A 24,432-nucleotide genomic window follows, 5' to 3' on the forward strand; every position below is an offset into this window, starting at 1 on the left:
TCTAAGATGGTGCCGGCACACGGATTCGAACTGTGGACCTACTGATTACAAGTCAGTTGCTCTACCAACTGAGCTATGCCGGCGTTTCCTAGTGTTTCGTACGTTTCGTATCGGAACGGTGTGCAGTTTAGCAAAACTCAGAATCCTTGCAAGTGTTTTTTTCAAAAAAAACGTCAAAAACTCATAAAATCAAACCATTTGATGATAATTCAACCGCTTTGATCACTGCGCGAGCTTTTATTTGGGTTTCATTCCACTCAGATTCAGGATTTGAGTCGGCAACCAGTCCTGCCCCAGCCTGGACATAGACCTTATTTTCGCGAATAACACAGGTACGAATCGCAATCGACATGTCCATTTCGCCATGCCAGCCTAAATAACCAACAGCACCACCAAAAATTCCACGTTTTACCGGCTCAACTTCGTCAATAATTTCCATGGCACGGATTTTTGGCGCACCTGAAAGTGTACCTGCAGGGAAAGTTGCCTTAAAAACATCCAGGGCATCGACATCATCACGTACTTCACCCTGCACATTGGAGACAATATGCATCACATGCGAATAACGTTCGATCACCATTTGATCAGTCACCTGCACTTTGCCAATTTTTGCGATGCGCCCCACGTCATTACGCCCCAAGTCAATCAGCATGACATGTTCGGCAATTTCTTTTTCATCGGATAATAAGTCTTGCTCAAGCGCCAGATCTTCTTCTTTGGTTTTGCCACGTGGACGGGTACCTGCAAGCGGTCGTACTGTGGCAATACCATTTTCCAGACGGGATAGAATTTCCGGTGAAGAGCCAACAATATGGAATGGCGTGTTGTTTTCCAAAGTCTGCCCTTGCACCAAGAACAGATACGGCGAAGGATTAAGGTGACGCAGTGCGCGATAGACCTGCAGTGGATCACCATCGAAATCAGAGACCATCCTGTGACCAGGAACGACCTGCATCACATCTCCAGCACGAATATACTCTTTGACTTTTTCTACCGAAGCAATGAAGCTGTCATGTCCGGTGAGGGACTCAAAATGTGGCGGCGTATGTTTTTCAGCTTTAAGGCTGATGGGCGTGGCAAGAATATTTTCTAATTCATTTAATTTTTCATGTGCTTTTTCATAAGCAGCCGGATCAGTGGCATCGGCATGTACAATCAGGAACAAGGTATCTTTTAAGTTATCAAAGACAACCACTGTTTTAGACAGCATCATCCAGATATCTGGCAAGCCGACCGGATCCGCTTCAGGCACATTTTTTAACTTTGGTTCGATATAACGCACAGCATCATAACCAAAGTAACCGACCAGCCCACCAGTAAAACTCGGTAAGTCCGGTAATTCTGCTTGGGTAGGCACCTTAAATTGCGCCTGAAAGTCTCGAATATATTGAAATGGATCAGCACAGTGCTGTTTTTCAATTGAAGCATCTGCATGCTGTACCGTCAGCTCACCCGCATTGCAGGAAAATACGGTAGATTCACCTAGTCCGATAATCGAATAACGTGCCCAGTTCTCTCCTCCTTCTACAGACTCAAATAAATAAGCCTGTTGATGCTGTTTAAGCCGAGCAAAAATAGAAAGTGGTGTATCGGTATCCGCCAGACGCTGACGATAAACAGGAATGAGGTTATAGCCTTGTGCAGCAAGTTCTTGGAATTGTGCTTGAGTGGTCATGCGGTTTTTCTCTTTAAATTAGGGTTACTCAGTATGTAAATAAAATTGAACTGAGCGACGCCATCGAAAAACCTGATAACTATTCATTTTTTTTCCTTAGTACACGTATTAGGCAAGTAATTCTCTAAGATCACCCACAATCTGCTGCGGCTGACAATCTGCAATATTTTCACCATGATTATAGCCATAGCTGACTACAACACAATCAATCCCGGCACGGCGTGCAGCTTCGACATCATTAGAAGAATCTCCAATGAGCAAGACCTGTTTTTTGCTCACCTCATAATGTTCGACACAATGCAGCAACTGGCGCGGATGCGGTTTACGCTCAGCAAAACGGTCGCCCCCAATGATATCGGCAAAATAATGAGCCATATCCAGTGTGTCTAAAATACTGCGGGCAGGAAGTTCAGGCTTATTGGTCACACAAATCAGGGTTTTACCTTGGGCTTTGGCCCAGTCCAGAAATTTCAGGATTCCCGGAAAAGGAACGGTATCGACGCAGGGATCGACATTATAGATATCCAGAAAAGTCGTTAAGAGTTCCTGATGCTGTGCCGGCGTAACTTCGCCAACCAGATGCTGCAAAACACTTTCACAGAATATCGATGTGCCCTTGCCTACCCAGGTCCGTACCTGCTCTTCAGTCACCAGAGGCAATTGCAGCACATTCAGGCTCATATTCATGGCGCGATACAGATCATGTGCTGAATCCACCAAGGTACCATCCAGATCAAACAAGATCAGTTCGCGCTTTTCTAATTGTGCAATAGACATCCCGACCCTCTTTTATAATATTCGCAGCCACAAAAAAAGGCATGCGCTGTGCATGCCTTGATTGTAACCAATCATCGGCTTATTTGAACAATAACCAAGCCATAATTGCTAAAATAATCAACACAATCACTGAAATCAAACCTACAGATACATTTTTCTGGGTTTCTTTTTCCTGTTCTACGCGTGACACAGGCTGCTCAACCGGAATTGAGGCAGGCTCTGGTTTCACAGCACTAATGTCCACGCCTTCAGGAATAGGCGCCGGTTTTGGAATACCGACATTGGTTGGCATGCCATCACGGGTTAATTGCACCGAAGCATCACGATGTTTCAGTTCCGGCATTCCCTGATCATTCATTTGCTGCGCAGGTGTAGGCTCAGCTACTTCGACCTGTTCCACGACTTTTTCTGCCGTTGCTTCAATTTCTGCTGGAACCTCTACTGCAGCCGCAGGCGCCAGTACTGAAAATTTCAAGCTGGCAAACTGAACAATGTCATCCTGCTTTAATAAGGTTTCCTGCGCAATCTGCACATCATTGACGAAAGTGCCATTCGATGAACCTAAATCCCGCACCCAGAGCGCATCATCCTTCAGTAAAAATGCCGCATGTTTACGGGAGATTTCCGCAGCTTGCAATACGATATCCGCAGCCTGATGACGCCCCACCAGCATGTCACGGTCAATGCTAATTTCCTGTCCTGTTAAGTCGCCTGTAATCGCGTGTATTTTCCAAGTCATGAAAGTTACTTCTCTGTTCTCTTTGACATTATCATAACATGCTGTCTGCAAATGCGAATGGCTTAGCTTTTGGGTCTAAGTGTGGTTGTTGTAACGGTATTTTTACTTTTTTCTACCTGCTGGACGGGTTCTACCACTTGTCGCTGAATCACCGGTTCTATCGCTACCGGCGTGACGACTACATTAGCTGGTTGTGCCTGAACGGGTGCGGTCGGCACAGTTTGATAAGTCGAGTTTTGCAATGGCGTTCTGGATACCGGAATGCGCTGCTGATACACATCTTCAACACTTTCTGGCAATTTGGCAAAGTTCCCGTCTGAATCGAGTGCGAGTTGCAGACTATATAGCTGACTATAGCGTTGCTGGGTCAGCTTACGCACTTCATTTTTATCCCCCACAATGGTTGGATGTATAAAGATCAATAAGTTACGCTTCTGATTGGATTTACCTTCAGAACGAAATAAACGTCCCAAGCCTGGAATTGCACCCAGACCAGGCACCGCTTGGCGTCCATAACTGGTATTATCTGAAATCAGACCACCAAGGACAATGGTTTGTCCATGTTCGGCCAGAATTGAGGTTTTAATTGCACGTTTACTGGTAACCAGATCCTGCGCCTGCCCTTTACTGGCTTTGACATCAGAAACTTCCTGTTCCACTTCCAGGCGTACCGTACCATCTTCGCCAATATGCGGGACTACCTTTAAAGTGACCCCGACATCCTTGCGTTCAATGGTGGTATAAGGGTTGGCCACTCCTGCCGCACCCGTAGATACCGAACCGGTAACAAAGGGTACGTTTTCACCCACCACAATATAAGCTTCTTCATTGTCCATGGTCACAATTGACGGTGTAGACAATAGATTGGATTTAGTGGTTTCTTTTAGTGCCTGAATCATCGCGCCATACAGACGTCGGGAACCATCACTCCCTTCACGATAATCTCCAAGTACCAGTGAACTACCTGCTCCCACGGCACTTGCAGCACCTGCACCACCACCAGTGAGATAACCGGCCGCAATATTTTTTAGACTGGTACCAAAATTATCGAAGTTCACCAGCCCAATACCACTGCTGATATCACCCAAGGCCCATTGCACACCGAGTTGATCCGCATCTGTTCCTTCCACTTCAATAATCGCAGCTTCAATCAGCACCTGTTTACGACGAATATCCAGCTGATTAATTGCTGATTCGATTTCCCGCATCAATTGCGGATCGGCCTTTACCACCAAAGAGTTCTGTGTGGTATCTGCAATAATACTGACCCCGTTCGCGCTAAAGCTGCTAATCCCGCCCTGCTCGGTATTCATACCAGTATTCAATTGAATACCGGAGGAAGTATTACTGCCGTTATTGCTGCTGTTACTACTATTATTTAAATTGCTGCCGGAACTGAGCGAAGATGAACTCGAAGACGTACTGACAGAGTTTGCATTACTGTTCACCGCCTGCCCGGTCACCAACCCCTGCAAGATCTCTGCAAGATTTTTGGCACTGGCATATTTCAGACGAAAGACTTTTAAGCCGCCCAGACGGTCTGCCGCTGGCACATCCAGGGTTTCAATAATTTGACGCACGCGCTTACGTGTCGTGGGATCACCTTTAATAATAATCCGGTTAGTCCGGGTATCTGCGATAACACGTACACGTGAACCGCGAACATCTTTGGCTGCACCCGTGGCTGTCATGGACTCAATCAGTTCGATCATTTCCTCGGCCTGACTCGATTGCAAACTGACCGCTTCAATATCATTTTGGCCGGTACCATCCAGATTGCGAATGATGGTTTCCAGCTGGTAAATATTGCTGGCGCGATCCGACACAATCAGTGCATTCGTCCCCGGCACCGCCGCCAGATGGGCAAACTGCGGCATCAAGGGGCGCAATGCAGGAATCAGGTCATTGGGATTGGTATTTTCCAACCACAACACCCGAGTTACAATCTGGTCACCACTGGCACGACTTCTGGCATCATAGGGAATGCCTGAGCTTTTGACATTGCTGTCCGGAACCAGTTTAATGGTATTACCCGAAGGAATTGCCACCACGCCATTCACATTCAGTACGCCTAAAAACAGGTCATAGACTTCATTTTTATTCAGGGCTTTATTGGAGATGACCGTCACGTTGCCACGTACCCGCGGATCGACTGCGAAGTTTTTGCCGGTAATATCGGCCACTTCATTAATGAATGCAGTTAAGTCAGCATCTCGAAGGTTGATTTTCCAGGTTTGTGCATAACTCGCGGTACTGACCACAGCCATTAACGGTGCGGCCACACAGAATGCCCATGCTGATCGATTATTATTAAATAAAGCCATAAACTTTCGTGTTTCCTAACCCTATGCGTGATGACACATCACTTCAAATCTTGTTGTATGGTCATCACCTGATCACCACGTTTTATTTCGAGTTTGACCTGACCTTCACGTCGGGCCTGTTCCAGTAATTGTGCTTCGGTCTGTCCCTGGCTCAGCGTCTGGCCATTTAAAGACAAAATCCGGTCGCCCGGTCTTAAACCCAGGCGATTACGCAGTGCAGCCGGTGTGCGTGAAGTCACTTCATAACTACCATCTGCTGCACTGACCCCCATATTCTGTAAATACTGGTCCTTGTTTTCCTGCATCTGCTGGATGGCCCGACCAATTTCATTCTGTGGCGAAGGCTGCTCAGGCATACTACTGCTAGAAGGCATAGTAGGCATTGAACTTGAAGATGCTGATGTTTCCGGCACAATCGGCTGATTCAAGCCATTTTCCAGACCTTTGAATAAGACTTCTTGAGTAGCACCTGTGGATCGACGTAAAATAACCCGATCCCAATACACTTCAGCCAACTCAAAACCGCTATTAGCCAGCATTTCCCCGACACGATAACGATCGACCTGATCATTAATTTTCAGTACAGCCGAAGAGTTATAACTTGGACTGGCGACCACCACCCCTTGTAAAATGATATTGGCCGTTTCAACCACACCCGCAGACTGCCCAGCTTCCTGAAACAATGAAAATGCACCGATATTCGGAATTTGTGCCTGTTGCGAGCCCAGCTCAACCCGCTCCAGCTGCATGGCTTGTGGTGGAGCGATTAGCAACCAGAACAAAGCCGCCAGCTTCCAGCATAAATACAGAATGAGCAGTAACAAAACAACAGGTGCAGCACGATTGAGCTGCTTCAAGTCAATATTTTTTAAATCATTCAGAGAAACTGCCATCAGTTCAAGCCTCCCATTAAGGGTTGGCGCGTACTGATCACATAGGTATCTAATCCGGCTTTACCTTCATAAGAAGGTGCATTCATTAAAAAGCGCTGGGTGAGCTGGATATCCAGCATCAGACTCGGATCAAGCTTGATATTCAGCATGCGTTGATCGCGACTATCCCGAACATCAACTAACAGCTGTCCGCTTTCATCTGCGAGTTTTCCAGTCATGGTAGGTACATTCATGCGTTCCTGACGCTGAGCAAACGTATAAATCAGCTCACCACCCGCCCATTGCATTTGCCCGGCCACCTGACTAAAGCCCTGTTCTTTTTTATATTTAAAATCCAGATCTTTAAACTGAATCGCAGTACTCGGCCATTGCCAGTCTGCAAGTTTTTTTAGAGTTTCAGCAGCGATCTGTCCTTCAAGATTTTTGACAATCAAAGACTTATTCAGACCATAAGCCATGATCCCGGAAAGCTGGGTATTGCCACTATGCAAATCAACATGTGCTCCAACCCGCAGCAACAGCAAATCCAGTGGCCGTACTTTCCAGTTCAGACTACCCCGAAGATTGCCTTTTTTCCAGTCCGCACTTCCCTGCCAGATATTTCCGTTTACATTATGCAAAGTCTGGTTATTTTTATAAAATTTTGAAATTAACCACGCTGCTGGCACTTGTAATACGACAAAAATAAAAAATGCAACAAGAGCAAGAATCAACCATCTTAAAGTTTTCGGTTTACTGCTCATCCCCACCACGACCAATCGCTCAAGTCCAAATCCCCATTTATAATTTTTCCCTTATACCCACACATTATGCACACTTTTCTGCCAACGCCAATTCATAGATATAAAAAAACCAAGCAGGTATGCTTGGTTTAATGATCATAGACTGTCTGTATGACAGCCTAATGACCAGATCAAATGAAGGCTTAGATCAGGAAATCGTCCAGCTTTGCGCCTTTTTCCAATTCAGCCACTAACCAGCGCGGCTGTTTACCACGGCCAGTCCAGGTATCGTCCGGATTACTTTTGCTACGGTAACGCGGTTCAACCGACTTACGTGACGATTTCTTACGCTTAGATGCACCAAATTCAAGTAACTGTTCAACCGTCATACCAACTTTCTCAGCAACTGCCAAGATTTGCTGATAAGCGTCTTCAATTTCTTGATCTTTTTTTGAAGCAATCAATGACTCTGCTTCTGCTTGTAAACGTTTTAACTCTTCTACTGATAAATGCGTAATATCTGGCATAATGCTCTCCGAAAAATAATATTATTCATTTTATTAAATAATAGCCCCATCATATTTATATTAAATAAAACATTCAATATAAAACCTTAAAGCAATAACAATAAAGTTTAAAAAAAATTACAAAATAAAATGCTTCATTCATTTTTAAATTTCATGTTGAACGCTTAATTCAAGTGCTTTGATTTTTTCGCGAATATGTTCCGGAATTTCTGTTTTCTGCATAGTCTTTTTATCGACACAGACAATAACTGCTTCTGAAGTAGCAACAATACTTTGCTGTTTTTCACTCCATAATACATATTGCATTCTAACTGCACTATTACGGATTTCTTCAATACGTGCTGCCACTTTTAAATGATCAGGAAAAACCACGGGTTTTAAATAACGGCACTGATTGGATGCCACTACGGTAGATACCGATTCAGTGAGAATTTCTAATTGGGTTAAATAAGCTAGACGTGCACTTTCGACATAACGGTAATACATGGCATTATTGACATGTCCAAAGGCATCCATATCGCCCCATGCGACTGTTTGTTCATACACTACTGGATATTGTTTTAATTCTGACATCATTATTCTCAAGTTTTAATTTCTATAAAGTTTACATTGGATTCAAATACTGCATTTAACTGCTGTAGCAAGTCATCCCGATCTTGTAAGGCAGCTTTAATTCTTAAATAACTCATCCGGATATAAGTCGAGCAGTTGCTGAGCTTGATCTGTATAGCCTGTAGCTTGCAACACATGCCATTTCGCAAAGCTTAAAATCGGCAATGCCGGATACTTGGCTTCCCAGTGCGAAATCTGTTGTGCAATCGCATCATAATCTGGATTTTGTCGCAATAACTGTTGCTGGAACCACAAATAAAAGACATCCTGATTAAATTGCTGTTCCATTAAATGAATCGCAAGCACTTCATGCTCGGCACTCATTTCTGGCATTCTAAATAATAATTTCAACCATAATAATTTGACTGAATAGTCACGATCAAATATCTGAGGTTTTAAATCTAAATAACGTTGCTGTAAATAAAATAAATCGTCCTGTGTGGCTTGGTCATAGGCCAGTAATAATTGTTCCAGCCATGTTTTTTTTACTTCTTGGTCTAAATGTCCATATTGAGTCGAGCGTAAATATAACCAGGGAAACTGCATGGCAAATACCCCCCATAATGCGACAAGGCGCTGCTCATAGGCTGTTTTAACCTGCATTAACCAAGGCGATAATTCATGCTGATTTAAAAACTCTAAATGGGTAAGTGCTTGTTCACCTTGCTGTTGTGATAAATAAATTTCAATTCGCTGTAATTCTGCCAGTTCAAATGCCATTGGATTGGATTGGTTTAAAGCAGTTAATGCATGGGTATATTGCTGTTGTCCCCAAGATAAACGCGCATCAATAATATGTTTGAGTAAGCCAGATTTAGTAAAAGACTGCTGAATAAAATCCCGCTGATCCTGCGCAGCGTTTAATAACCAGATCACGGCCAACTGTTCATAAGGGTGCAAGCGGGAAAAACTAAATACTGTTTCAGTTTTACGTTGTTCACGACTGCGATACTGCTTGATGGCATACCAGATGCAATGCATCAGAAAACTTACACTGACCAAGGATGCGGCCAAAAACCAGAGGGTGGTTTGCAACTGCCACTCGCGCCAATACAGATAGACATAGCCGGCCCCATGTCCATAACTCAGGATACTCAGCCCCGCAATGCCAAGTAAGCAGACAAATAAATAGGCTAGCAGAATCTGTTTCATAAGCAATTAGCCCACTAGGGTGCGTGTGTTTAATAATGGAATCGGAGTAATCGGGGTGGCCTTAATTTGATTCAATTGCTGAATCCATTTTTGGCTCTGTGCATCCGGCAATTGCTCCAAGACTTCAATCACGGCATTCAGTGCTTGCTGAAAAGCGACAGATTGGTCTTTTTGTAAGGTATTCTGTGCGATGAGCAAGCGCAACTGGGCCTCTTTCAGTACCAGATGCCGTTGCATCAGGACTGTGCTTGGCTGATCTGCGGATTCAATCTGAATCCAGCGCTGCCAGAAAGAGCGTTGAGTTTCTGGACGCTGACGATATGGCGTCTGAATTTCTTTTTCAATTTCAGCATCCATCTGCACCAAGAGTTCTTTTACTTTATTTTGCTGCACTAATCGACTGTTCACGAATTTTTTCAGCATGTCCTGATCTTTCGCAATTACTTGCTGCAAACTGCGGACCAAGGCAGGCGCTAAAACATAATCATCCAGCTCATTGGATAACTGATTTAATTTCTCTATTGCAGTGGCGTATTGTTGCTGTTGCAGTGCAAATTCGATCAGATCCAGATGCTGCTGTATTAAGGCAATATCATTCTGTGTTTCATTAGCTACCGCTTCACTTACTGACGCTTTCGCTGAAGTAGCCCCAGCACTTTCCTGCTGAACAGAAATCTGGCGTTTTAAAGCCACGAACTGATCATTGAGATTGGCATTTTGCTGCTGTAACTGATTGATGCTTTGATTGAATTCAGTCTGTGCTTTATTCAGAACATGTAAGTCGTAGCTGAGCTTGACTAGCCACGCCATACTCAAGATGAACAATACAATGAATAGTTTCTTCATGCGTTCCCTAATATCAGCCCCATTTTCTGCAAGATCGTGCTTGCGTTTAAATCATCGATTTGTACGAATTGAAAACTTGCCTGATGCTGCTGTTGATATTCCCCAAGAATAGTGGCCAAACGTGGCCCCAAAACCAAATAACAGGCGTGCTGCATAAACTTTGCATCATCCTGCATAAGTGCCAGCCAGTTTAACCAGCTTGCTTCACTGGTGATCAGAACTGCAAAACGCTGCTGCGTCTTAAGCAGCGCCAAGTTCTCTGCCAAAATCGTTGCCGTTGTTTCAGGACATTGCCGCCGGTACAAAATAAAGTTTAAAACTTTAATATTGCTGGCACGTAAATGATCCATCATAAATTGACGACCGCCTTCTCCGCGCCAGAAGGCTACACCTGAGCCAAAAGCCAGTTCCTTCAACACAGGCAATTGCAGCATGCCTTCCGAAGTTTCGACCTCAGGCACATGACTGTGAATGCCATAGCGGGCCAATGCCTGTTCAGTGGCTTTACCCACTGCCACCCAATGCACCTGTGCCAAAGTCGAGAGCGCGACTCCCGCCTGTTGCAAATATTGCATGCCAATCTGGGCAGCCGTCGGGCTAACCACCACAATAATCTGTGCCTGTTGCAGCTGCTGATACAAACTCGACAGCTCATCGGAATAAGGCATGGCATGCAGTTCGAGCAAGGGCAATTCCAGAACAGAAACTTGCGCTGCCTGTAACTGCTGGGTCAAGCCTGCAGCACGATCACTAGGGCGGGTATTAATCAATAACATTAGTGTGAATAGAGTGCTTTCAGCAACTCGCCAGCACCTTGATCAAGCAAGCCTTTTGCCAGCTCTACACCCAATTGCTCCGCATCTGCCATTTTGCCAGTATGCTGTGCCCGGAGTAAAACTGTTCCATCGATACTGCCAACACGACCTTCGATTGAAATCACACCCTCTTTGAGCGTGGCATAACCGGCAATCGGTACCTGACAACCGCCTTCTAAATAGGCATTAAAAGCACGTTCGGCACGTACGCAAGCATCTGTATCTGCATGCAGGAGGGGCTGAATCAAGTCCAGCACCGTCTGATCATGAGTACGGCATTCTAAGCCTAATGCACCTTGACCCACGGCCGGCAGACTGATTTCAGGAGTCAGAGTATGACGAATACGTTCTGCCAGACCCAAGCGTTTTAAACCGGCACTGGCCAGAATAATCGCATCATACTGACCTGCATCCAGTTTAGATAAACGTGTGCCGACATTACCGCGTAAATCGATAATATCTAGATCTGGACGCTGTTTTAAAATCTGGGTTTTACGGCGCAAACTTGAGGTTCCGACTTTGGCGCCTTGTGGTAATTCCTCAAAGCTGGCATAAGTATTCGACACAAAAGCATCTAAGGGATCTTCACGTTCGCAGATCACCGCCAGACCCAGACCTTCGGGCAAGGCCATCGGGACATCTTTCATGGAATGCACGGCCAGATCCGCACGACCATCCAGTAAAGCGGCTTCTAATTCTTTTACAAACAGTCCTTTTCCACCAATTTTAGCCAGTGGCGTATCGAGAATTTTATCGCCCTGAGTAACAAAAGTGACTAACTCGACCTGCAAACCAGCGTGCAAATCTTGTAGGCGCGCACGGATATGTTCCGCTTGCCAAAGCGCAAGTGGACTTTGTCGAGTTGCAATTTTTAGGGTCTTCATAAATTTCAATAACAGTAAATGAGAACAATAGTCTAAACTTAACCTGCTCACTTGAAAATGCAAGTGAATTTATACAAGTTTCAACTGAATGCTCTCATTCATCCCCTGCTAAAGCTTTTGAATCCGATCTCGTAAAAACGGTAAATGTCGCCGACTAACCGCTAAACGGTCTTCCAGCTCACGACAACGTACCTGATACTGACCTGAACTCACCACTTCCAGACCGTCCAGATAATGCACCGAGATCAAGGCATTACGATGAATCCGGATAAACTGGTTCCCAAACTCCTGCTCTAACTCCTTTAAGGTTTCATCAATCAATACACTGCCGTTTTTATGACGCACAGTGACATATTTCTGATCCGCCAGAAAATAATAGATATTTTCAACTGGCACCAATTCGACACCACGATAGGTCTTTGCCGCAATCTGCTGGCGGCTGATATTGATTTCGTCCATATTTTCTTTTTGTTTTAGTTGGCTCATTTGAGCTTGGGTAAGTTTAGTTAAGTGCTCTAAAACCTGTGCCAATTCCTGTTGCATCACCGGTTTAAGCAAGTAGCCTTCGGCATTTGATTTAAATGCATCCAGCGCATGTTGGTCATAGGCCGTACAAAAGACAATGGCCGGCATTGGATCCAGTTGACGCAAATGTTGCGCACAAGCTAGTCCATTCATTTCAGGCATTTGAATATCTAATAAAATGACATCGGGTTCGTATTGGTGAGCCAGATCAATCGCTTGACGGCCATGGCTTGCTGTCGCCACCACATCATGCCCCAGTTGAGAGACCAAACGTGATAAACGCTCGACGGCCAAAGGCTCATCATCACAAATCAGGATGTCCATTTCTCCTCCTTACCCAGTTAACATCATCAGATGAATGATAAAGCTAACTGCGATTTCTTTGATTTATTTTTATTTATATTGATATCGCACTACCGTCGTAAACATCCCTTCGCCGGCAAAGGTTTGAAAAGTCACACTGGGTCCATAATAAGCTTGCAGACGCTGTCTGACATTTTCTATTGCAATACCATGTCCCTTTTTTAAAGTTTTATTATCCTGTGCATAAGGGTTCGTTATGATGATATTAATTTGATTTTGCAATATTTCAACCAATATGCTTATGGTACTCTTTGTGAGAATTTTTTCAACTCCATGGAAAATACTATTTTCTAACAAGGGTTGTAAAGTTAATAATGGAATTTGAACTTGTGAGTATAAGTCTTTGTTTTCTAACTTCCATTCGACCTGTAAACGCTCACCTAGACGGATCTGTTCAATCTCCAGATAGCGCTGGCACAGATCAATTTCCTCCTTCAGGCTGACCAGTTTTAATTCCTGAAAACTGGCACGAAACAGCCGTGACAAATTCAGTAGCATGTGCTCGGCTTTATCCGGATCGATACTGATCAGGCTGAGCACACTGTTCATACTATTAAACAGAAAATGCGGCTGAATCCGCGCCTGCATGGCCTGAATCCGGGCATTCAGCTCACTATGCTGCTGCTGCTCCCATTGCTCACGCAAGTAAAGGTAGCGAAAACAGAAGGTTCCCAGCAAAATTCCCAGACTTAAATGGAGTCCGGCCTGATTCAGTGCAATCGCCAGGTTTAAATCCTGAAAATTAAAATTCTGTCCAAAATGTATCAAGATATTCAGGTTTACCGTGGTGAACAACACAATTGCCTGTAATAGTAAAAATCCGGAAATCAAGGCCAGTTTAATGCCCATACGCTGAAAGGCCTGATGGAACAGCTCGACCAATGCTGCAAAACATAACAGCACCCAGTTGATATACAGGATATATTGCAGCAGGTGCATACCATTTAAAGCATGCCAGGATTGCGCTTCTGCGAGCGCCAGAATCATGGCCAGAATATTGCCGCCAACAAAGAGTTCCAGCAAATAGTGCAAATTGCCGATCTGGCTAAAAAAATAGGAATTTTGCGTTTGTTCGTTCATCGATGCGAAAGATTGAGCAGATGTGACTTCGGCAATGGGCTTTGAATTTGTTATACTCTTTTTCGTTCTACTGCTTTTAATCTGATTGAGCCGACATGACCACATCTTCTAATTCCTCTAATCCATCACAAGCCCAGACTTCGGGTATGTGGGGCGGTCGTTTCTCTGAAGCGACTGATGCTTTTGTTGCTGAATTTACAGCATCTGTTCAATTTGACCAACGTTTTTATAAACAAGATATTGCAGGCTCGATTGCCCATGCAACCATGCTGGCAAAAGTGGGCGTACTGACCGATCAAGAACGCGATGACATTATTGAAGGTCTGACTGCAATTCAAGCCGATATTGAAGCAGGAAAATTCGAATGGCGCATTGATTTAGAAGATGTACACATGAACATTGAGTCACGCCTGACTCAGCGTATCGGCATTACTGGCAAGAAACTGCATACCGGTCGTAGCCGTAATGACCAAGTGGCGACAGATATCCGTCTTTATGTGCGTGATGAAATCGATGGCATCCTGGAATTACTGAAAAAATTACAAAAAGGTATTTTAAGCCTGGCGGCTAAAAATACTGATACGATCATGCCGGGCTTTACCCACTTGCAAACCGCTCAGCCAGTGACTTTTGGTCACCATTTGATGGCCTGGTTTGAAATGTTGGTACGCGATTCAGAGCGTTTGATTGATTGCCGTAAGCGTGTCAACCGTATGCCACTCGGTTCTGCTGCACTTGCGGGAACGACTTACCCGATTGAGCGTGCTTATACCGCTGAGCTGTTAGGTTTTGAAGCAGTTGCTGAAAACTCTTTAGATGCAGTATCGGATCGTGATTTTGCAATTGAATTTAATGCCGCTGCATCTTTAATCATGATGCATTTATCGCGTATGTCCGAAGAACTGATTCTATGGACTTCAGCGCAATTCAAATTCGTCAACATTCCGGATCGCTTCTGTACTGGTTCATCCATTATGCCGCAGAAGAAAAACCCGGATGTACCTGAACTGGTACGTGGTAAAACCGGTCGTGTCTATGGCGACCTGATGAGTCTGCTGACTTTAATGAAAGGCCAGCCACTAGCCTACAACAAAGACAACCAGGAAGATAAAGAACCATTATTTGATGCCATCGACACAGTTCGTGGTTCACTCATGGCATTTGCTGACATGATTCCTGCACTGGTTCCAAACATTACTGAAATGCGCGAAGCAGCATTACGTGGTTTCTCAACTGCGACTGATCTGGCTGATTACCTGGTGAAAAACGGCGTGGCTTTCCGTGATGCACACGAGATTGTAGGTAAAGCGGTTGCACTCGGCGTTCAGGAAGGTAAAGATCTCTCTGAACTTAGCCTTGAACAGCTGCAACAGTTCTCTGACCTGATTCAGGCAGACGTATTTGAAAAGGCCCTAACCCTTGAAGCCTCGGTGAATGCACGTAATCACATTGGTGGTACTGCACCTGCTCAGGTTGAAGCTGCGATTGCACGTGCTTACACTCGCCTAGAAAACCTTTACGCTTAAGGAAGATCGATATGTCTCGACAAGTATTTTGCCGTAAGTATCAACAAGAAATGGAAGGCTTAGACTTTGCACCATTCCCAGGGCCAAAGGGTCAGGAACTGTTTGATAACGTGTCGAAACAGGCTTGGCAAGAATGGCTAAAACACCAGACCACGCTGATTAATGAAAAGCGTTTAAATGTGTTTGAACCTGATGCAAAAAAGTTTCTTGAAGAACAGCGTGAAAAGTTCTTTAACAATGATGCATCTCTAGAAAAAGCTGAAGGCCTAAAGCCTGAGTGAGGATTAGTGGAGCACCGCTCCACCCGAACGCAAAATGAGAAGCTATGCTTCGAGTGAAAAAATAAGGTACTGCCTTATTTCTCTGCAAGACAAGCTGCTTTACTGCGTGTAGGCATTAAATAAAAAAGAGTCTCTTTTGAGACTCTTTTTTATTTAGCATTGCCTTATTTTTCTATAAACCAAGCGAAGTGACCAGTTTTAACAGTTAAAAAAGCCTGTAACAGGATTTTTTCTATTGACCTCCAGACTATTCCACTACCCACAATATCAACCTTCAAAATGTATGTAGGCGCTACTCTAGAAAGATTATCTTCTCAGACTTTTACTTATTCTAGAGCCTTTCCACTGACATGAACTGGAATATTAAGAACAGATTAATAAAAGCACACTAAAAGAAGTTATTCCTTTAGTACTGAATTTTAACCAGCCCTCTTATCTGCTTTGTAATGACGGGTCAAGAACTGAATTAGCCAAAAGGATTTTTACCTACTCTATCTGCTTGAGATAGTCAGCCACTATCCTGCTGAAAAACATTCAGATTTGTATCAAAATTAGAAATTGTAAATTCAATATACAGAGCAATCACAAAACACAACAATCTGCTACAAGAAGTCATATGATTTTGAAAAAATGGCTCTCTATAATGAGTCCTAAGAAGATGAGACATCTTTGAATAACTATAATAATAAGTAATAAATACCCCGATTTAATCCCAGTTCTTCCCCCAAAGGCTGGGTATTTTTTTGCCTGTGATTTGTCCATTTTTTAATGATTCAAGCCCATAAAAAAAGCCCCTTTTCCAGGAGCTTTTTTATTTCGATTATTTCAATTAAGGCTGTTTCAGATAGGGCCAAGCCGCTTTCAGATAAATGAACATTGACCACAAAGTGAGGACGACTGCTGTATATAGCAAGGCATACGCCAGTATTTCCAACGGTGGCCAGTTCAGAAGGAATACGGTGATGGCGATCATCTGGAAAGCTGTTTTGTATTTACCCACCGTTGAAACCGCAACATTGGTCCGCGCACCGAGTTCTGCCATCCATTCACGCAGGGCTGAAACGGTAATTTCACGCGAAATAATCACAATCGCAGCAAAAGCCATCGACATGGAAGGTTGCCATTGCACCAGTACAATCAGTGCAGCCGTGACCATCAATTTATCTGCAACTGGGTCGAGGAAACGCCCAAAAGCGGAAGTCTGATTTAATGTTCGTGCCAGATAGCCATCAAACCAGTCCGTTACCGCAGCCACCACAAAGATCGTGGTTAAAATGATATGCCGCGTCATGTCTGGGTTATGGGCATCAAAGCCCATTGCAGGCGGCCAGTAAGCCACCAATAAAAATACCGGAATAAGAGCGATACGCGCCAAGGTCAAGATATTTGGAATATTCAGGATACGACCTGTAGTCATAGACACCGCCAATTGTTCCCCTCATGTACGATGAAAATGCACACTTTTTTAGAGGTTTGATCCATCATTAATAGGCTTCACTTTATACGAATTGACTTGCAGTGTCACTAGGCAAACACCGTCACTGTTTGTCTTGCTATCGCAATCAGGCGATTTTCGGTATCCCACAGACACGCATGTTCTGTCGCATAACCATCCGCAGCATGATCAGTAAATACTTTATATTTAAACCAATCATGTAGTTGATGTTGAACCGGATGTATATAAGTCACGGTCCAGGTCAAGCTACTTGCAGGTGCCATGTTTCTAAACATCGGTAACACCCCGGGTGGCCAGATATCAAAGATAGCCATCAGGTCTGCGACTAAAAATTCACGGTTGTGATGCTTTTCGGGATGAAAACGGCACCAGCCGCCAAAGTCTGGACGAGGGCTGCCACTACAGGGCAGATTGACATCCGCCCAGGCAATTTCAAAATGGTTATAACAGTCTGGCATGCCATAACCCGCAGGAATCTGAAACAGCTGCTCTGGCGCAGCAAAGTCGGGAGCTTGGGCTTGTTGCTGCACCTGAATGGCGGAATCCCGGGAAATTCCAAAACTGGCAACCAGAATACTTTGCACGGCATCATCCTGCCATAAACGTACTTCGATAGTAGTCACAGATTTACCCTGCCGCAGGATTTCAGCCGTCAACCGTACTTTGGCTTGCTGAATCGGGCCAACAAAGGTCACGCTACAACTCAGCAGATGCTTGGCGGGATCATTGATCTGTGTAACCGCTTTTTGCATCATCATCGCGGCAGCCAGACCACCATACAGGGTACGGCCCTGTAACCATCCCTGTGGAAATTCTACCCATTCCTGTTCGGCAATTTGTGCATAAAGTGCATGCAAAGACATGTTGATCCCTCAGTAAGTCTTGATGCTCAGTATATTCGGCAAAATTCCTCATGTTGTGAATGCCCTGTGACCCAAGCGTCAATGCGCACTTTTGCCCTTGCATTCAAGTCTCGAGTTATTCATGCAGCACTTTATAAATCATCCGCGCCATGACTGAACCCAGTCCCGGCACCATTTGCAGATCTCGTTCTGAGGCTTTCAGTACGCCCTGAATCCCGCCAAAATGGGTCAGCAAATCCCGACGGCGTTTTGGTCCGAGCCCCGGAATCACTTCCAGTACCGACGAACCCCGTTTTTTATCGCGTTTGGCACGATGCTTGGTAATCGCAAAGCGGTGTGCCTCATCACGCACTTGCTGAATTAGATGCAGTGCTTTATGGTCTTCCGGTAATTGAATTTTACTGCCATCGGTAAAGTGCAGGGTTTCCAGACCGGGCTTACGCCCCTCCCCTTTGGACACACCCACCATAAAAGCCTCTAAGCCCAGTTCCTGCATGACTTCGATTGCCATATGCAACTGCCCCTTGCCACCATCAATCAGCAGCAAGTCTGGCAACAGGGCTTTTTTATAACGACGGGTCAGCGCCTGACGCATGGCGGCATAGTCATCGCCCGCCTGAATATCCTGAATGGAAAACTGGCGATAGTCGCGCTTGCGTGCTCCGCCACTGTCAAAGACCACACAGGATGCCACGGTATCTTCCCCCATAGTATGCGAAATATCAAAGCACTCGATCCGGTCTACAGGACGGCCGACCACCTGCTCCAGCTGGTGAAAACGCTCATTTAATTCTATATGATTGGCCAGCTTGCCCTGAATCGCGTGCTGTACATTCATCTGCGCCAGTTCCAGCCATTCGGCGCGGGTTTCACGCACCTTGGACTTGATCTGGATTTTCTTGCCAAAATGCTGCGACAGTGCTGCTTCCAGTTCTTTACGGTCAGCCACTTCCAGATTGACAATCAATTCAGCCGGGATTTCATCTGCCACCTGAAAATAGAAATTGGCAATAAAATCGGCCAGCATCTGCCCCAGGTCATCACTGAGCATATCCGGGAAATAGCTCTTGCCACCGAGCATTTTGCCGTTGCGCACGTGCATGATCTGCACACAGGTCACCCCGGCTTGATAGGCAATTGACAGGATATCCGCTTCGCCTTTGAGTTTATAGATCGCCTGCTGTGACTGTACCTCTCTTAATAGCGCCATCCGGTCCCGATAGAACACCGCTTTTTCAAATTCCAGCGCTTCAGCGGCCGCTTCCATTTTTGCGATCAGTTCCTGATTCAGCTCCTTGGTATCACCCTGCAAAAAGCGGATCGAGTTATCTACATCTGCCTTATAGTCTTCTGGAGAAATAAATCCGACACAGGGCGCAGAGCAGCGTTTGATCTGGTATTGCAGACATGGCCGGGTCCGGTTGGCAAAAAAACTGTTTTCACAGGAACGCACATTGAACAGTTTTTGCAGCACCACCAGAGTATCCCGCGCCGTATAAGCACTCGGATAAGGTCCAAAAAACTTGCCCACCTGATGTTTGCCCTTGCCGCGTCCACTAGCTAAACGCGGATAGGGTTTATCTGCCGAAACAAAAATATAGACATAAGATTTGTCATCACGCAGCATGATGTTATACGGCGGATGATGCAGCTTGATCAGGTTCTGTTCCAGCAACAAGGCTTCAGTTTCAGAACGCACCACCAGGGTCTGGATATCATAAATCCGTGCCACCAAGGCCTGGGTTTTGGGATGATCCAGCGTTTTGACAAAATAGCTGGAGACCCGGTTTTTCAGGTTTTTGGCTTTACCCACATACAATAATTCACCGTCTTTGCCATACATCCGGTAGACCCCGGGCAGGCTGGTCATATTCGCCAGGATTTTTTCAATATGGGGGCGTGCGTTTTCGTTCACCTAAAGCCTATTTTTCACCTACAATCTGCAGATATATGTGATGATTGTTGCGTCATTTTCAAGCAAAAACACAAAATTCCCCTGAAGCTGCCACCCAATCTTAAAGTTCCTGTAGGGTTATCCTACCGATCTATAACCCTCACGGCATAAACTGATTGTTAAAAGCTATAAATTTCAACCTTTAACTTTGTTATGCTCGAAAAGTCTAGTTTTGAGATGATTCGCATGACCATGCAGCAATCAGGCATTCATATTGTTCAATCCTCCACTTCCACCCATCACCCGTCTGAACGTGATCGCCTGATTGGCAAACCGCGTTTTCATTTTGAGCCGAGTAGTGTAATGCAGCTGCTACGTGAACGGATTATTGGACAGGATGCAGCCCTGAATGAAATTGAAAAAATGCTGCATGTGGTCAAGGCAGATTTTTCCAGTCCGGATCGCCCTTTGTCGGTTACCTTGATGCTGGGCCCTACTGGCGTCGGTAAAACTGAAACCGTGCGTCTGATTGCCGAAGCGATCTATGGCCGCCCGGATGCCTTTTGCAGGATTGATATGAATACTCTGGCACAGGAACATTATGCAGCGGCTTTGACCGGCGCACCGCCTGGTTATGTGGGATCAAAGGAAGGTCACAGCCTGTTTGATGAAACTGCGATTGCCGGCAGCCATACCCGTCCCGGCATCATGCTGTTTGATGAACCGGAAAAAGCCAGTAACGAGGTGATTCGCGGCTTGATGAACGTGCTGGATACTGGCCGGCTGACCTTGACAGCGGGCACTAAAACCATCGATTTTCGCAACTGCATGATCTTTATGACCAGCAATGTCGGGGCACAGGCGGCGCAGCAATATCTGGACAAACTCAGTTATCTGCCTGAGAAAATGCAGGTACTATGTTTAAAACGAGTTCCCACCCAGCGCATCATTGAAAAAGTCATGCAGCGTAAATTTGATCCCGAGTTTCTGAACCGGATTGACCGCAGCCTACATTATCAGACGGTACAGCATGATGCCCTGCCACGTCTGGTCGAAATTGAACTGGATAAACTGAACAAGCGCTTGCAACATCAGCAACGTAACGTGCATTTAAGCGCTTTAGCCAAAGCCTATTTCTATCAGGACCATGATATTCGTTACGGCGCACGACATTTGGGTCGCAAGATGCGTACCGAACTGGAGCCGATTCTGGCACTGTATTTTTTAAACCAGCCTGAGCAATTCAGTCTGCATCTGGACTGTGTCGATGGACAGTTAGTGGTTCTGCCTGAGCAGGCAAAAGCTTAACTAAGGCAGACTCGATATCAGTTTTTATTCGGCTGAAGCACCTGTATAAAAGCAGTCTGATCTTTGGGTGAAACCAATATAAATTTCTGCACGCCCGCATCTGTATAGTCAATTCGCAGACGCTTTAAGGATAAGGCTGGCGCAATGATAGAGTGATCTGTCGGCTGAATGGACTGAATGGCACTCAACGGAATCTGCCAGCTTAACCACACGCTTCTAATGGTCAATGTCCCATTTTTCACCACATAGCGCGTACTCCAGAGCGGCCACCATAGAATAATAATGGTCAGGACATAAACCGCAGTGTGCAGCGGATATTGCTGCATGGTCCCTTTGGCCTGCATGGTCAGCAGCAGTTGCAGCAACAGGCCACTCATACAAATCAGAAAAGCCAGCAGCCACCAGTCTTTTTTAGAACGAAATACGTGCATCGATATCCCCCATATCTTGGTGCAAGATCATCATAAACAATTCCATAGCAGATGACAGGGATTCAACCCGGCAGGATGAAAATTATTTCAAATCACACATCGACAGGATCGTTCTCATTTTCGATCTCATCAGAAAAGTTCAGCAACCCAAATGATCTACTGCGCTTTTATTTATACTGGATTAAACATATCGACAAGAACCTGAAAGCCCTGCGCTCAGCATGCTTCGAGGCTAAAAATGGCAAGTTCAAGGATAGAAATTGACTGAATTGACAAAACTCCGCTAGAAATGCACCTTGAAAATCAGTCACCCTGCTCCATATCTATCAGGCTGATTGATAGAAAATAATGAATTGAAACAAAATCTTTGGTTCATCTGCGTTTAGAAAACTAATAGGAAAACTCATAGCGGGTCGGATCAATCCGGCAGAAATTGATGACCATTGCGTCACGGCTTGATACAACTTGTTATGTTCTTTTTGGATATAGTTATCGTAAGATTAGCGAAGTCAAAAAGTGCGCGGGACATGCGCACTTGCTTCACAACATCAACTTAGAAGTCCTCCAAAATAAAGGAGATCAGGGCATGATCCACGCTGGCAATGCCATTACCGTCCAAATGCTAGAGGACGGGATTGCAGAATTCCGCTTTGACTTACAAGGTGAGTCCGTTAACAAATTCAACCGTGCAACGATTGAAGATTTCAAGGCTGCTATCGAAGCCGTCTCCCATGCCGATATTCAAGGTCTGATTGTCACTTCAGGCAAATCTACATTTATTGTAGGTGCCGATATCACTGAATTCGGCGACAACTTTGCTCAGGGTGAACAAGCGATTGTTGACTGGGCGATGCCGGTACATGAAATTTTTAACAGCTTTGAAGACCTCGACATTCCTAAAGTGGCAGCCATCAATGGCATGGCACTGGGTGGCGGTTTTGAAATGTGTCTGGTATGTGACTACCGTGTCATGTCAGAACAGGCGCAAGTCGGTCTGCCTGAAATCAAGCTGGGCATCTTCCCGGGCTTCGGTGGGACAGTGCGTTTAAGCCGTCTGATCGGTATCGACAACGCCGTAGAATGGATGGCCATGGCCAATCCGAAAAAGCCTGCTGCTGCACTAAAAGACGGCGCAGTTGATGCGGTGGTTGCTGCTGACAAGTTAAAAGATGCTGCACTTGATCTGGTGAAACAGGCGATTCATGGCCGTTTAGACTGGAAAACCAAGCGTCAGGAAAAACTGGATCCGGTGAAACTCAGCCCGATCGAACAGATGATGGCGTTTAACTCATCGAAAGGCATGGTTCTGGCCAAAGCCAATCCTGCTCAATACCCTGCGCCAAAATTATTGCTTGATTCTCTGCAAGCGGGTGCGAGCCTGCATCGTGATGACGCGCTAAAAGCTGAAGCTGAAGGCTTTGCCAAAGCAGCGGTAACACCACAAGCAGGTGCCCTGATCGGTCTGTTCCTGAACGACCAGATCGTGAAAAAAACCTCGAAGCGCTATGAAAAAGGTGCGCATCCAGTGAACCAGGCTGCCGTTCTCGGCGCAGGGATCATGGGTGGTGGTATTGCTTACCAAGCGGCAAGCAAAGGCACACCGATCATCATGAAAGACATCGGTAACCAGCAGCTTGCTTTGGGTATGAAAGAAGCTAACGGTTTACTGACCAAACAAGTTGAACGTAAGAAGATGAAACCTGCTCAAATGGGTGAAACTCTTGCGCGCATCCGTCCAACTTTAAGCTATGACGAGTTTAAAGAAGTGGACATCGTGATCGAAGCCGTGACTGAGAACCCGAAAGTCAAAGGTATCGTACTGAAAGAAACTGAAGCGAAAGTTCGTGAAAACACGATCATTGCATCTAATACTTCTACGATTTCAATCACGCGCCTGGCTGAAAACTTGGAACGTCCTGAAAACTTCGTCGGTATGCACTTCTTTAACCCGGTACATATGATGCCACTGGTTGAAGTGATCCGCGGTGCGAAAACTTCTGACGAAGCGATTGCAACGACTGTGGTGCTTGCTCAGAAAATGGGTAAAACACCAATCGTGGTCAATGACTGCCCGGGCTTCCTGGTCAACCGCGTACTGTTCCCTTACTTCGGTGCATTTGACCTGTTGCTGAAAGATGGCGCTGACTTCCAGCAAATCGACAAAGTGATGGAAAAATTCGGCTGGCCTATGGGCCCTGCTTACCTGATGGACGTGGTCGGTATCGACACTGGCGTTCACGGTGCAGAAGTGATGGCTGAAGGTTTCCCGGATCGCATGAAGCCTGACTACAAAGGCTCGATCCAGGTGATGTATGAAAACAACCGTCTTGGTCAGAAGAACGACGTTGGTTTCTACAAGTATGAACTTGACCGTAAAGGCAAAAAAGCCAAAGTGGTTGATCCAACTGCGTATGAGCTTGTGGCATCTGTTGCAACTGCGGAAAAACGTGAATTTGACGCTCAGGAAATCATTGACCGCATGATGCTGGCTTTCTGTAACGAAACAGTTCGTTGCCTGGAAGACAACATTGTAGCCACTGCTGCTGAAGCAGATATGGCCATGATCATGGGTGTTGGTTTCCCTCCATTCCGTGGTGGTCCATGCCGTTACATCGATCAAACCGGTGTAGCTGAGTATGTTGCGCTTTGCAATAAGTATGCGCACCTTGGTAAAGCTTATGAAGCGCCAGAAATGTTGCGTGACATGGCTGCTAACAACAAAAAATTCTACGGTTAAGG

Annotated in this window: 21 protein-coding genes, 1 tRNA gene and 1 pseudogene; 4 read left to right on the forward strand and 19 right to left on the reverse strand. The window is 45.4% G+C overall.

Annotated elements, in window-relative coordinates:
* Window positions 1–7: 7 nt before the first annotated feature.
* The 15 genes and pseudogenes from WAK81_RS00005 to WAK81_RS00075 form a co-directional block, all read right to left on the reverse strand.
* Window positions 8–83 (reverse strand) — tRNA-Thr (locus WAK81_RS00005).
* Between the two features lie 98 nt (window positions 84–181).
* Window positions 182–1,675, reverse strand: a complete 1,494-nt coding sequence (trpE, locus tag WAK81_RS00010) for an anthranilate synthase component I (RefSeq protein ID WP_422195160.1) — start codon at window positions 1,673–1,675, stop codon at window positions 182–184.
* 108 nt (window positions 1,676–1,783) lie between these two features.
* The gene (locus WAK81_RS00015) at window positions 1,784–2,452 is read right to left on the reverse strand and encodes a phosphoglycolate phosphatase (protein WP_422195161.1); all 669 of its coding nucleotides are present in this window, start codon (window positions 2,450–2,452) and stop codon (window positions 1,784–1,786) included.
* 79 nt (window positions 2,453–2,531) lie between these two features.
* Window positions 2,532–3,191 (reverse strand): FHA domain-containing protein, encoded by a 660-nt coding sequence (locus WAK81_RS00020; protein WP_422195162.1) that lies wholly within the window; start codon window positions 3,189–3,191, stop codon window positions 2,532–2,534.
* A 62-nt stretch (window positions 3,192–3,253) separates the two neighbouring features.
* Window positions 3,254–5,515, reverse strand: a complete 2,262-nt coding sequence (gene gspD, locus WAK81_RS00025; RefSeq protein WP_422195163.1) for a type II secretion system secretin GspD — start codon at window positions 5,513–5,515, stop codon at window positions 3,254–3,256.
* 38 nt (window positions 5,516–5,553) lie between these two features.
* On the reverse strand, window positions 5,554–6,408 hold the full coding sequence (locus tag WAK81_RS00030; RefSeq protein WP_422195164.1) for a type II secretion system protein N: 855 nt from the start codon (window positions 6,406–6,408) through the stop codon (window positions 5,554–5,556).
* Window positions 6,408–7,151, reverse strand: a complete 744-nt coding sequence (gene gspN / locus WAK81_RS00035; RefSeq protein ID WP_422195165.1) for a type II secretion system protein N — start codon at window positions 7,149–7,151, stop codon at window positions 6,408–6,410. Before gspN ends, WAK81_RS00030 begins: the two co-directional genes overlap by 1 nt.
* Window positions 7,152–7,333: 182 nt before the next feature.
* Window positions 7,334–7,660 carry an H-NS family nucleoid-associated regulatory protein gene (locus WAK81_RS00040; protein WP_026055760.1) on the reverse strand — a complete coding sequence of 109 codons (327 nt, stop codon included), beginning with the start codon at window positions 7,658–7,660 and terminating at the stop codon, window positions 7,334–7,336.
* 141 nt (window positions 7,661–7,801) lie between these two features.
* Window positions 7,802–8,230, reverse strand: a complete 429-nt coding sequence (locus tag WAK81_RS00045) for an acyl-CoA thioesterase (RefSeq protein ID WP_422195166.1) — start codon at window positions 8,228–8,230, stop codon at window positions 7,802–7,804.
* 8 nt (window positions 8,231–8,238) lie between these two features.
* A pseudogene (locus WAK81_RS00050) lies at window positions 8,239–9,421 on the reverse strand (heme biosynthesis protein HemY).
* Window positions 9,422–9,427: 6 nt separating this feature from the next.
* On the reverse strand, window positions 9,428–10,267 hold the full coding sequence (locus WAK81_RS00055) for a hypothetical protein (protein WP_422195167.1): 840 nt from the start codon (window positions 10,265–10,267) through the stop codon (window positions 9,428–9,430).
* On the reverse strand, window positions 10,264–11,043 hold the full coding sequence (locus tag WAK81_RS00060; RefSeq protein WP_422195168.1) for a uroporphyrinogen-III synthase: 780 nt from the start codon (window positions 11,041–11,043) through the stop codon (window positions 10,264–10,266). Before WAK81_RS00060 ends, WAK81_RS00055 begins: the two co-directional genes overlap by 4 nt.
* Window positions 11,043–11,966: a hydroxymethylbilane synthase gene (hemC, locus tag WAK81_RS00065; protein WP_422195169.1), complete on the reverse strand. Its 924-nt coding sequence runs from the start codon at window positions 11,964–11,966 to the stop codon at window positions 11,043–11,045. The genes WAK81_RS00060 and hemC overlap by 1 nt, the downstream gene beginning before the upstream one ends.
* A 108-nt stretch (window positions 11,967–12,074) precedes the next feature.
* The gene (locus tag WAK81_RS00070; protein ID WP_422195170.1) at window positions 12,075–12,815 is read right to left on the reverse strand and encodes a LytR/AlgR family response regulator transcription factor; all 741 of its coding nucleotides are present in this window, start codon (window positions 12,813–12,815) and stop codon (window positions 12,075–12,077) included.
* Window positions 12,816–12,884: 69 nt separating this feature from the next.
* A complete protein-coding gene (locus WAK81_RS00075; RefSeq protein ID WP_422195171.1) occupies window positions 12,885–14,039 on the reverse strand; it encodes a sensor histidine kinase in 1,155 nt (384 codons plus the stop codon).
* Here WAK81_RS00075 and argH point away from each other — a divergent pair.
* Window positions 14,030–15,460, forward strand: coding sequence for an argininosuccinate lyase (gene argH / locus WAK81_RS00080; protein ID WP_422195172.1), 1,431 nt, complete (start codon window positions 14,030–14,032; stop codon window positions 15,458–15,460). The genes WAK81_RS00075 and argH overlap by 10 nt on opposite strands.
* An 11-nt stretch (window positions 15,461–15,471) precedes the next feature.
* Window positions 15,472–15,741 carry an oxidative damage protection protein gene (locus WAK81_RS00085; protein WP_422195173.1) on the forward strand — a complete coding sequence of 90 codons (270 nt, stop codon included), beginning with the start codon at window positions 15,472–15,474 and terminating at the stop codon, window positions 15,739–15,741.
* Window positions 15,742–16,570: 829 nt separating this feature from the next.
* On the opposite strand, the gene pgsA is transcribed toward WAK81_RS00085, so the two are convergent.
* From pgsA to uvrC, 3 genes are all read right to left on the reverse strand, one after another.
* Window positions 16,571–17,158 carry a CDP-diacylglycerol--glycerol-3-phosphate 3-phosphatidyltransferase gene (pgsA, locus tag WAK81_RS00090; RefSeq protein ID WP_004278637.1) on the reverse strand — a complete coding sequence of 196 codons (588 nt, stop codon included), beginning with the start codon at window positions 17,156–17,158 and terminating at the stop codon, window positions 16,571–16,573.
* A gap of 107 nt (window positions 17,159–17,265) precedes the next feature.
* Window positions 17,266–18,060: a thioesterase family protein gene (locus WAK81_RS00095; protein WP_422195174.1), complete on the reverse strand. Its 795-nt coding sequence runs from the start codon at window positions 18,058–18,060 to the stop codon at window positions 17,266–17,268.
* 115 nt (window positions 18,061–18,175) lie between these two features.
* Window positions 18,176–19,975 carry an excinuclease ABC subunit UvrC gene (uvrC, locus tag WAK81_RS00100; RefSeq protein ID WP_422195175.1) on the reverse strand — a complete coding sequence of 600 codons (1,800 nt, stop codon included), beginning with the start codon at window positions 19,973–19,975 and terminating at the stop codon, window positions 18,176–18,178.
* Between the two features lie 225 nt (window positions 19,976–20,200).
* Here uvrC and WAK81_RS00105 point away from each other — a divergent pair, with 225 nt between their 5' ends.
* Entirely contained in the window at window positions 20,201–21,262 is a 1,062-nt protein-coding gene (locus tag WAK81_RS00105) for an AAA family ATPase (RefSeq protein ID WP_422195188.1), read from the forward strand.
* A gap of 17 nt (window positions 21,263–21,279) precedes the next feature.
* Here WAK81_RS00105 and WAK81_RS00110 read toward each other — a convergent pair whose 3' ends face one another.
* Complete coding sequence (locus WAK81_RS00110) at window positions 21,280–21,693, reverse strand: PH domain-containing protein (RefSeq protein ID WP_422195176.1); 414 nt, start codon at window positions 21,691–21,693, stop codon at window positions 21,280–21,282.
* Between the two features lie 586 nt (window positions 21,694–22,279).
* Here WAK81_RS00110 and fadB point away from each other — a divergent pair.
* On the forward strand, window positions 22,280–24,430 hold the full coding sequence (gene fadB / locus WAK81_RS00115; RefSeq protein WP_422195177.1) for a fatty acid oxidation complex subunit alpha FadB: 2,151 nt from the start codon (window positions 22,280–22,282) through the stop codon (window positions 24,428–24,430).
* Window positions 24,431–24,432: the final 2 nt, after the last annotated feature.

Source organism: Acinetobacter sp. (assembly GCF_049284435.1).
Taxonomy (GTDB): domain Bacteria; phylum Pseudomonadota; class Gammaproteobacteria; order Pseudomonadales; family Moraxellaceae; genus Acinetobacter.

Bases quoted from the DNA above. Each gene is read 5' to 3' on its own strand.
- WAK81_RS00105 (WP_422195188.1), top strand. From the start codon at position 20,201: ATGACCATGCAGCAATCAGGCATTCATATTGTTCAATCCTCCACTTCC.
- gspN (WP_422195165.1), bottom strand. From the start codon at position 7,151: ATGAGCAGTAAACCGAAAACTTTAAGATGGTTGATTCTTGCTCTTGTT.
- WAK81_RS00045 (WP_422195166.1), bottom strand. From the start codon at position 8,230: ATGTCAGAATTAAAACAATATCCAGTAGTGTATGAACAAACAGTCGCA.
- WAK81_RS00055 (WP_422195167.1), bottom strand. From the start codon at position 10,267: ATGAAGAAACTATTCATTGTATTGTTCATCTTGAGTATGGCGTGGCTA.
- pgsA (WP_004278637.1), bottom strand. From the start codon at position 17,158: ATGACTACAGGTCGTATCCTGAATATTCCAAATATCTTGACCTTGGCG.
- WAK81_RS00075 (WP_422195171.1), bottom strand. From the start codon at position 14,039: ATGTGGTCATGTCGGCTCAATCAGATTAAAAGCAGTAGAACGAAAAAG.
- argH (WP_422195172.1), top strand. From the start codon at position 14,030: ATGACCACATCTTCTAATTCCTCTAATCCATCACAAGCCCAGACTTCG.
- WAK81_RS00060 (WP_422195168.1), bottom strand. From the start codon at position 11,043: ATGTTATTGATTAATACCCGCCCTAGTGATCGTGCTGCAGGCTTGACC.
- trpE (WP_422195160.1), bottom strand. From the start codon at position 1,675: ATGACCACTCAAGCACAATTCCAAGAACTTGCTGCACAAGGCTATAAC.
- WAK81_RS00110 (WP_422195176.1), bottom strand. From the start codon at position 21,693: ATGCACGTATTTCGTTCTAAAAAAGACTGGTGGCTGCTGGCTTTTCTG.
- gspD (WP_422195163.1), bottom strand. From the start codon at position 5,515: ATGGCTTTATTTAATAATAATCGATCAGCATGGGCATTCTGTGTGGCC.
- WAK81_RS00015 (WP_422195161.1), bottom strand. From the start codon at position 2,452: ATGTCTATTGCACAATTAGAAAAGCGCGAACTGATCTTGTTTGATCTG.
- WAK81_RS00030 (WP_422195164.1), bottom strand. From the start codon at position 6,408: ATGGCAGTTTCTCTGAATGATTTAAAAAATATTGACTTGAAGCAGCTC.
- fadB (WP_422195177.1), top strand. From the start codon at position 22,280: ATGATCCACGCTGGCAATGCCATTACCGTCCAAATGCTAGAGGACGGG.
- hemC (WP_422195169.1), bottom strand. From the start codon at position 11,966: ATGAAGACCCTAAAAATTGCAACTCGACAAAGTCCACTTGCGCTTTGG.
- WAK81_RS00085 (WP_422195173.1), top strand. From the start codon at position 15,472: ATGTCTCGACAAGTATTTTGCCGTAAGTATCAACAAGAAATGGAAGGC.
- WAK81_RS00020 (WP_422195162.1), bottom strand. From the start codon at position 3,191: ATGACTTGGAAAATACACGCGATTACAGGCGACTTAACAGGACAGGAA.
- WAK81_RS00095 (WP_422195174.1), bottom strand. From the start codon at position 18,060: ATGTCTTTGCATGCACTTTATGCACAAATTGCCGAACAGGAATGGGTA.
- WAK81_RS00070 (WP_422195170.1), bottom strand. From the start codon at position 12,815: ATGGACATCCTGATTTGTGATGATGAGCCTTTGGCCGTCGAGCGTTTA.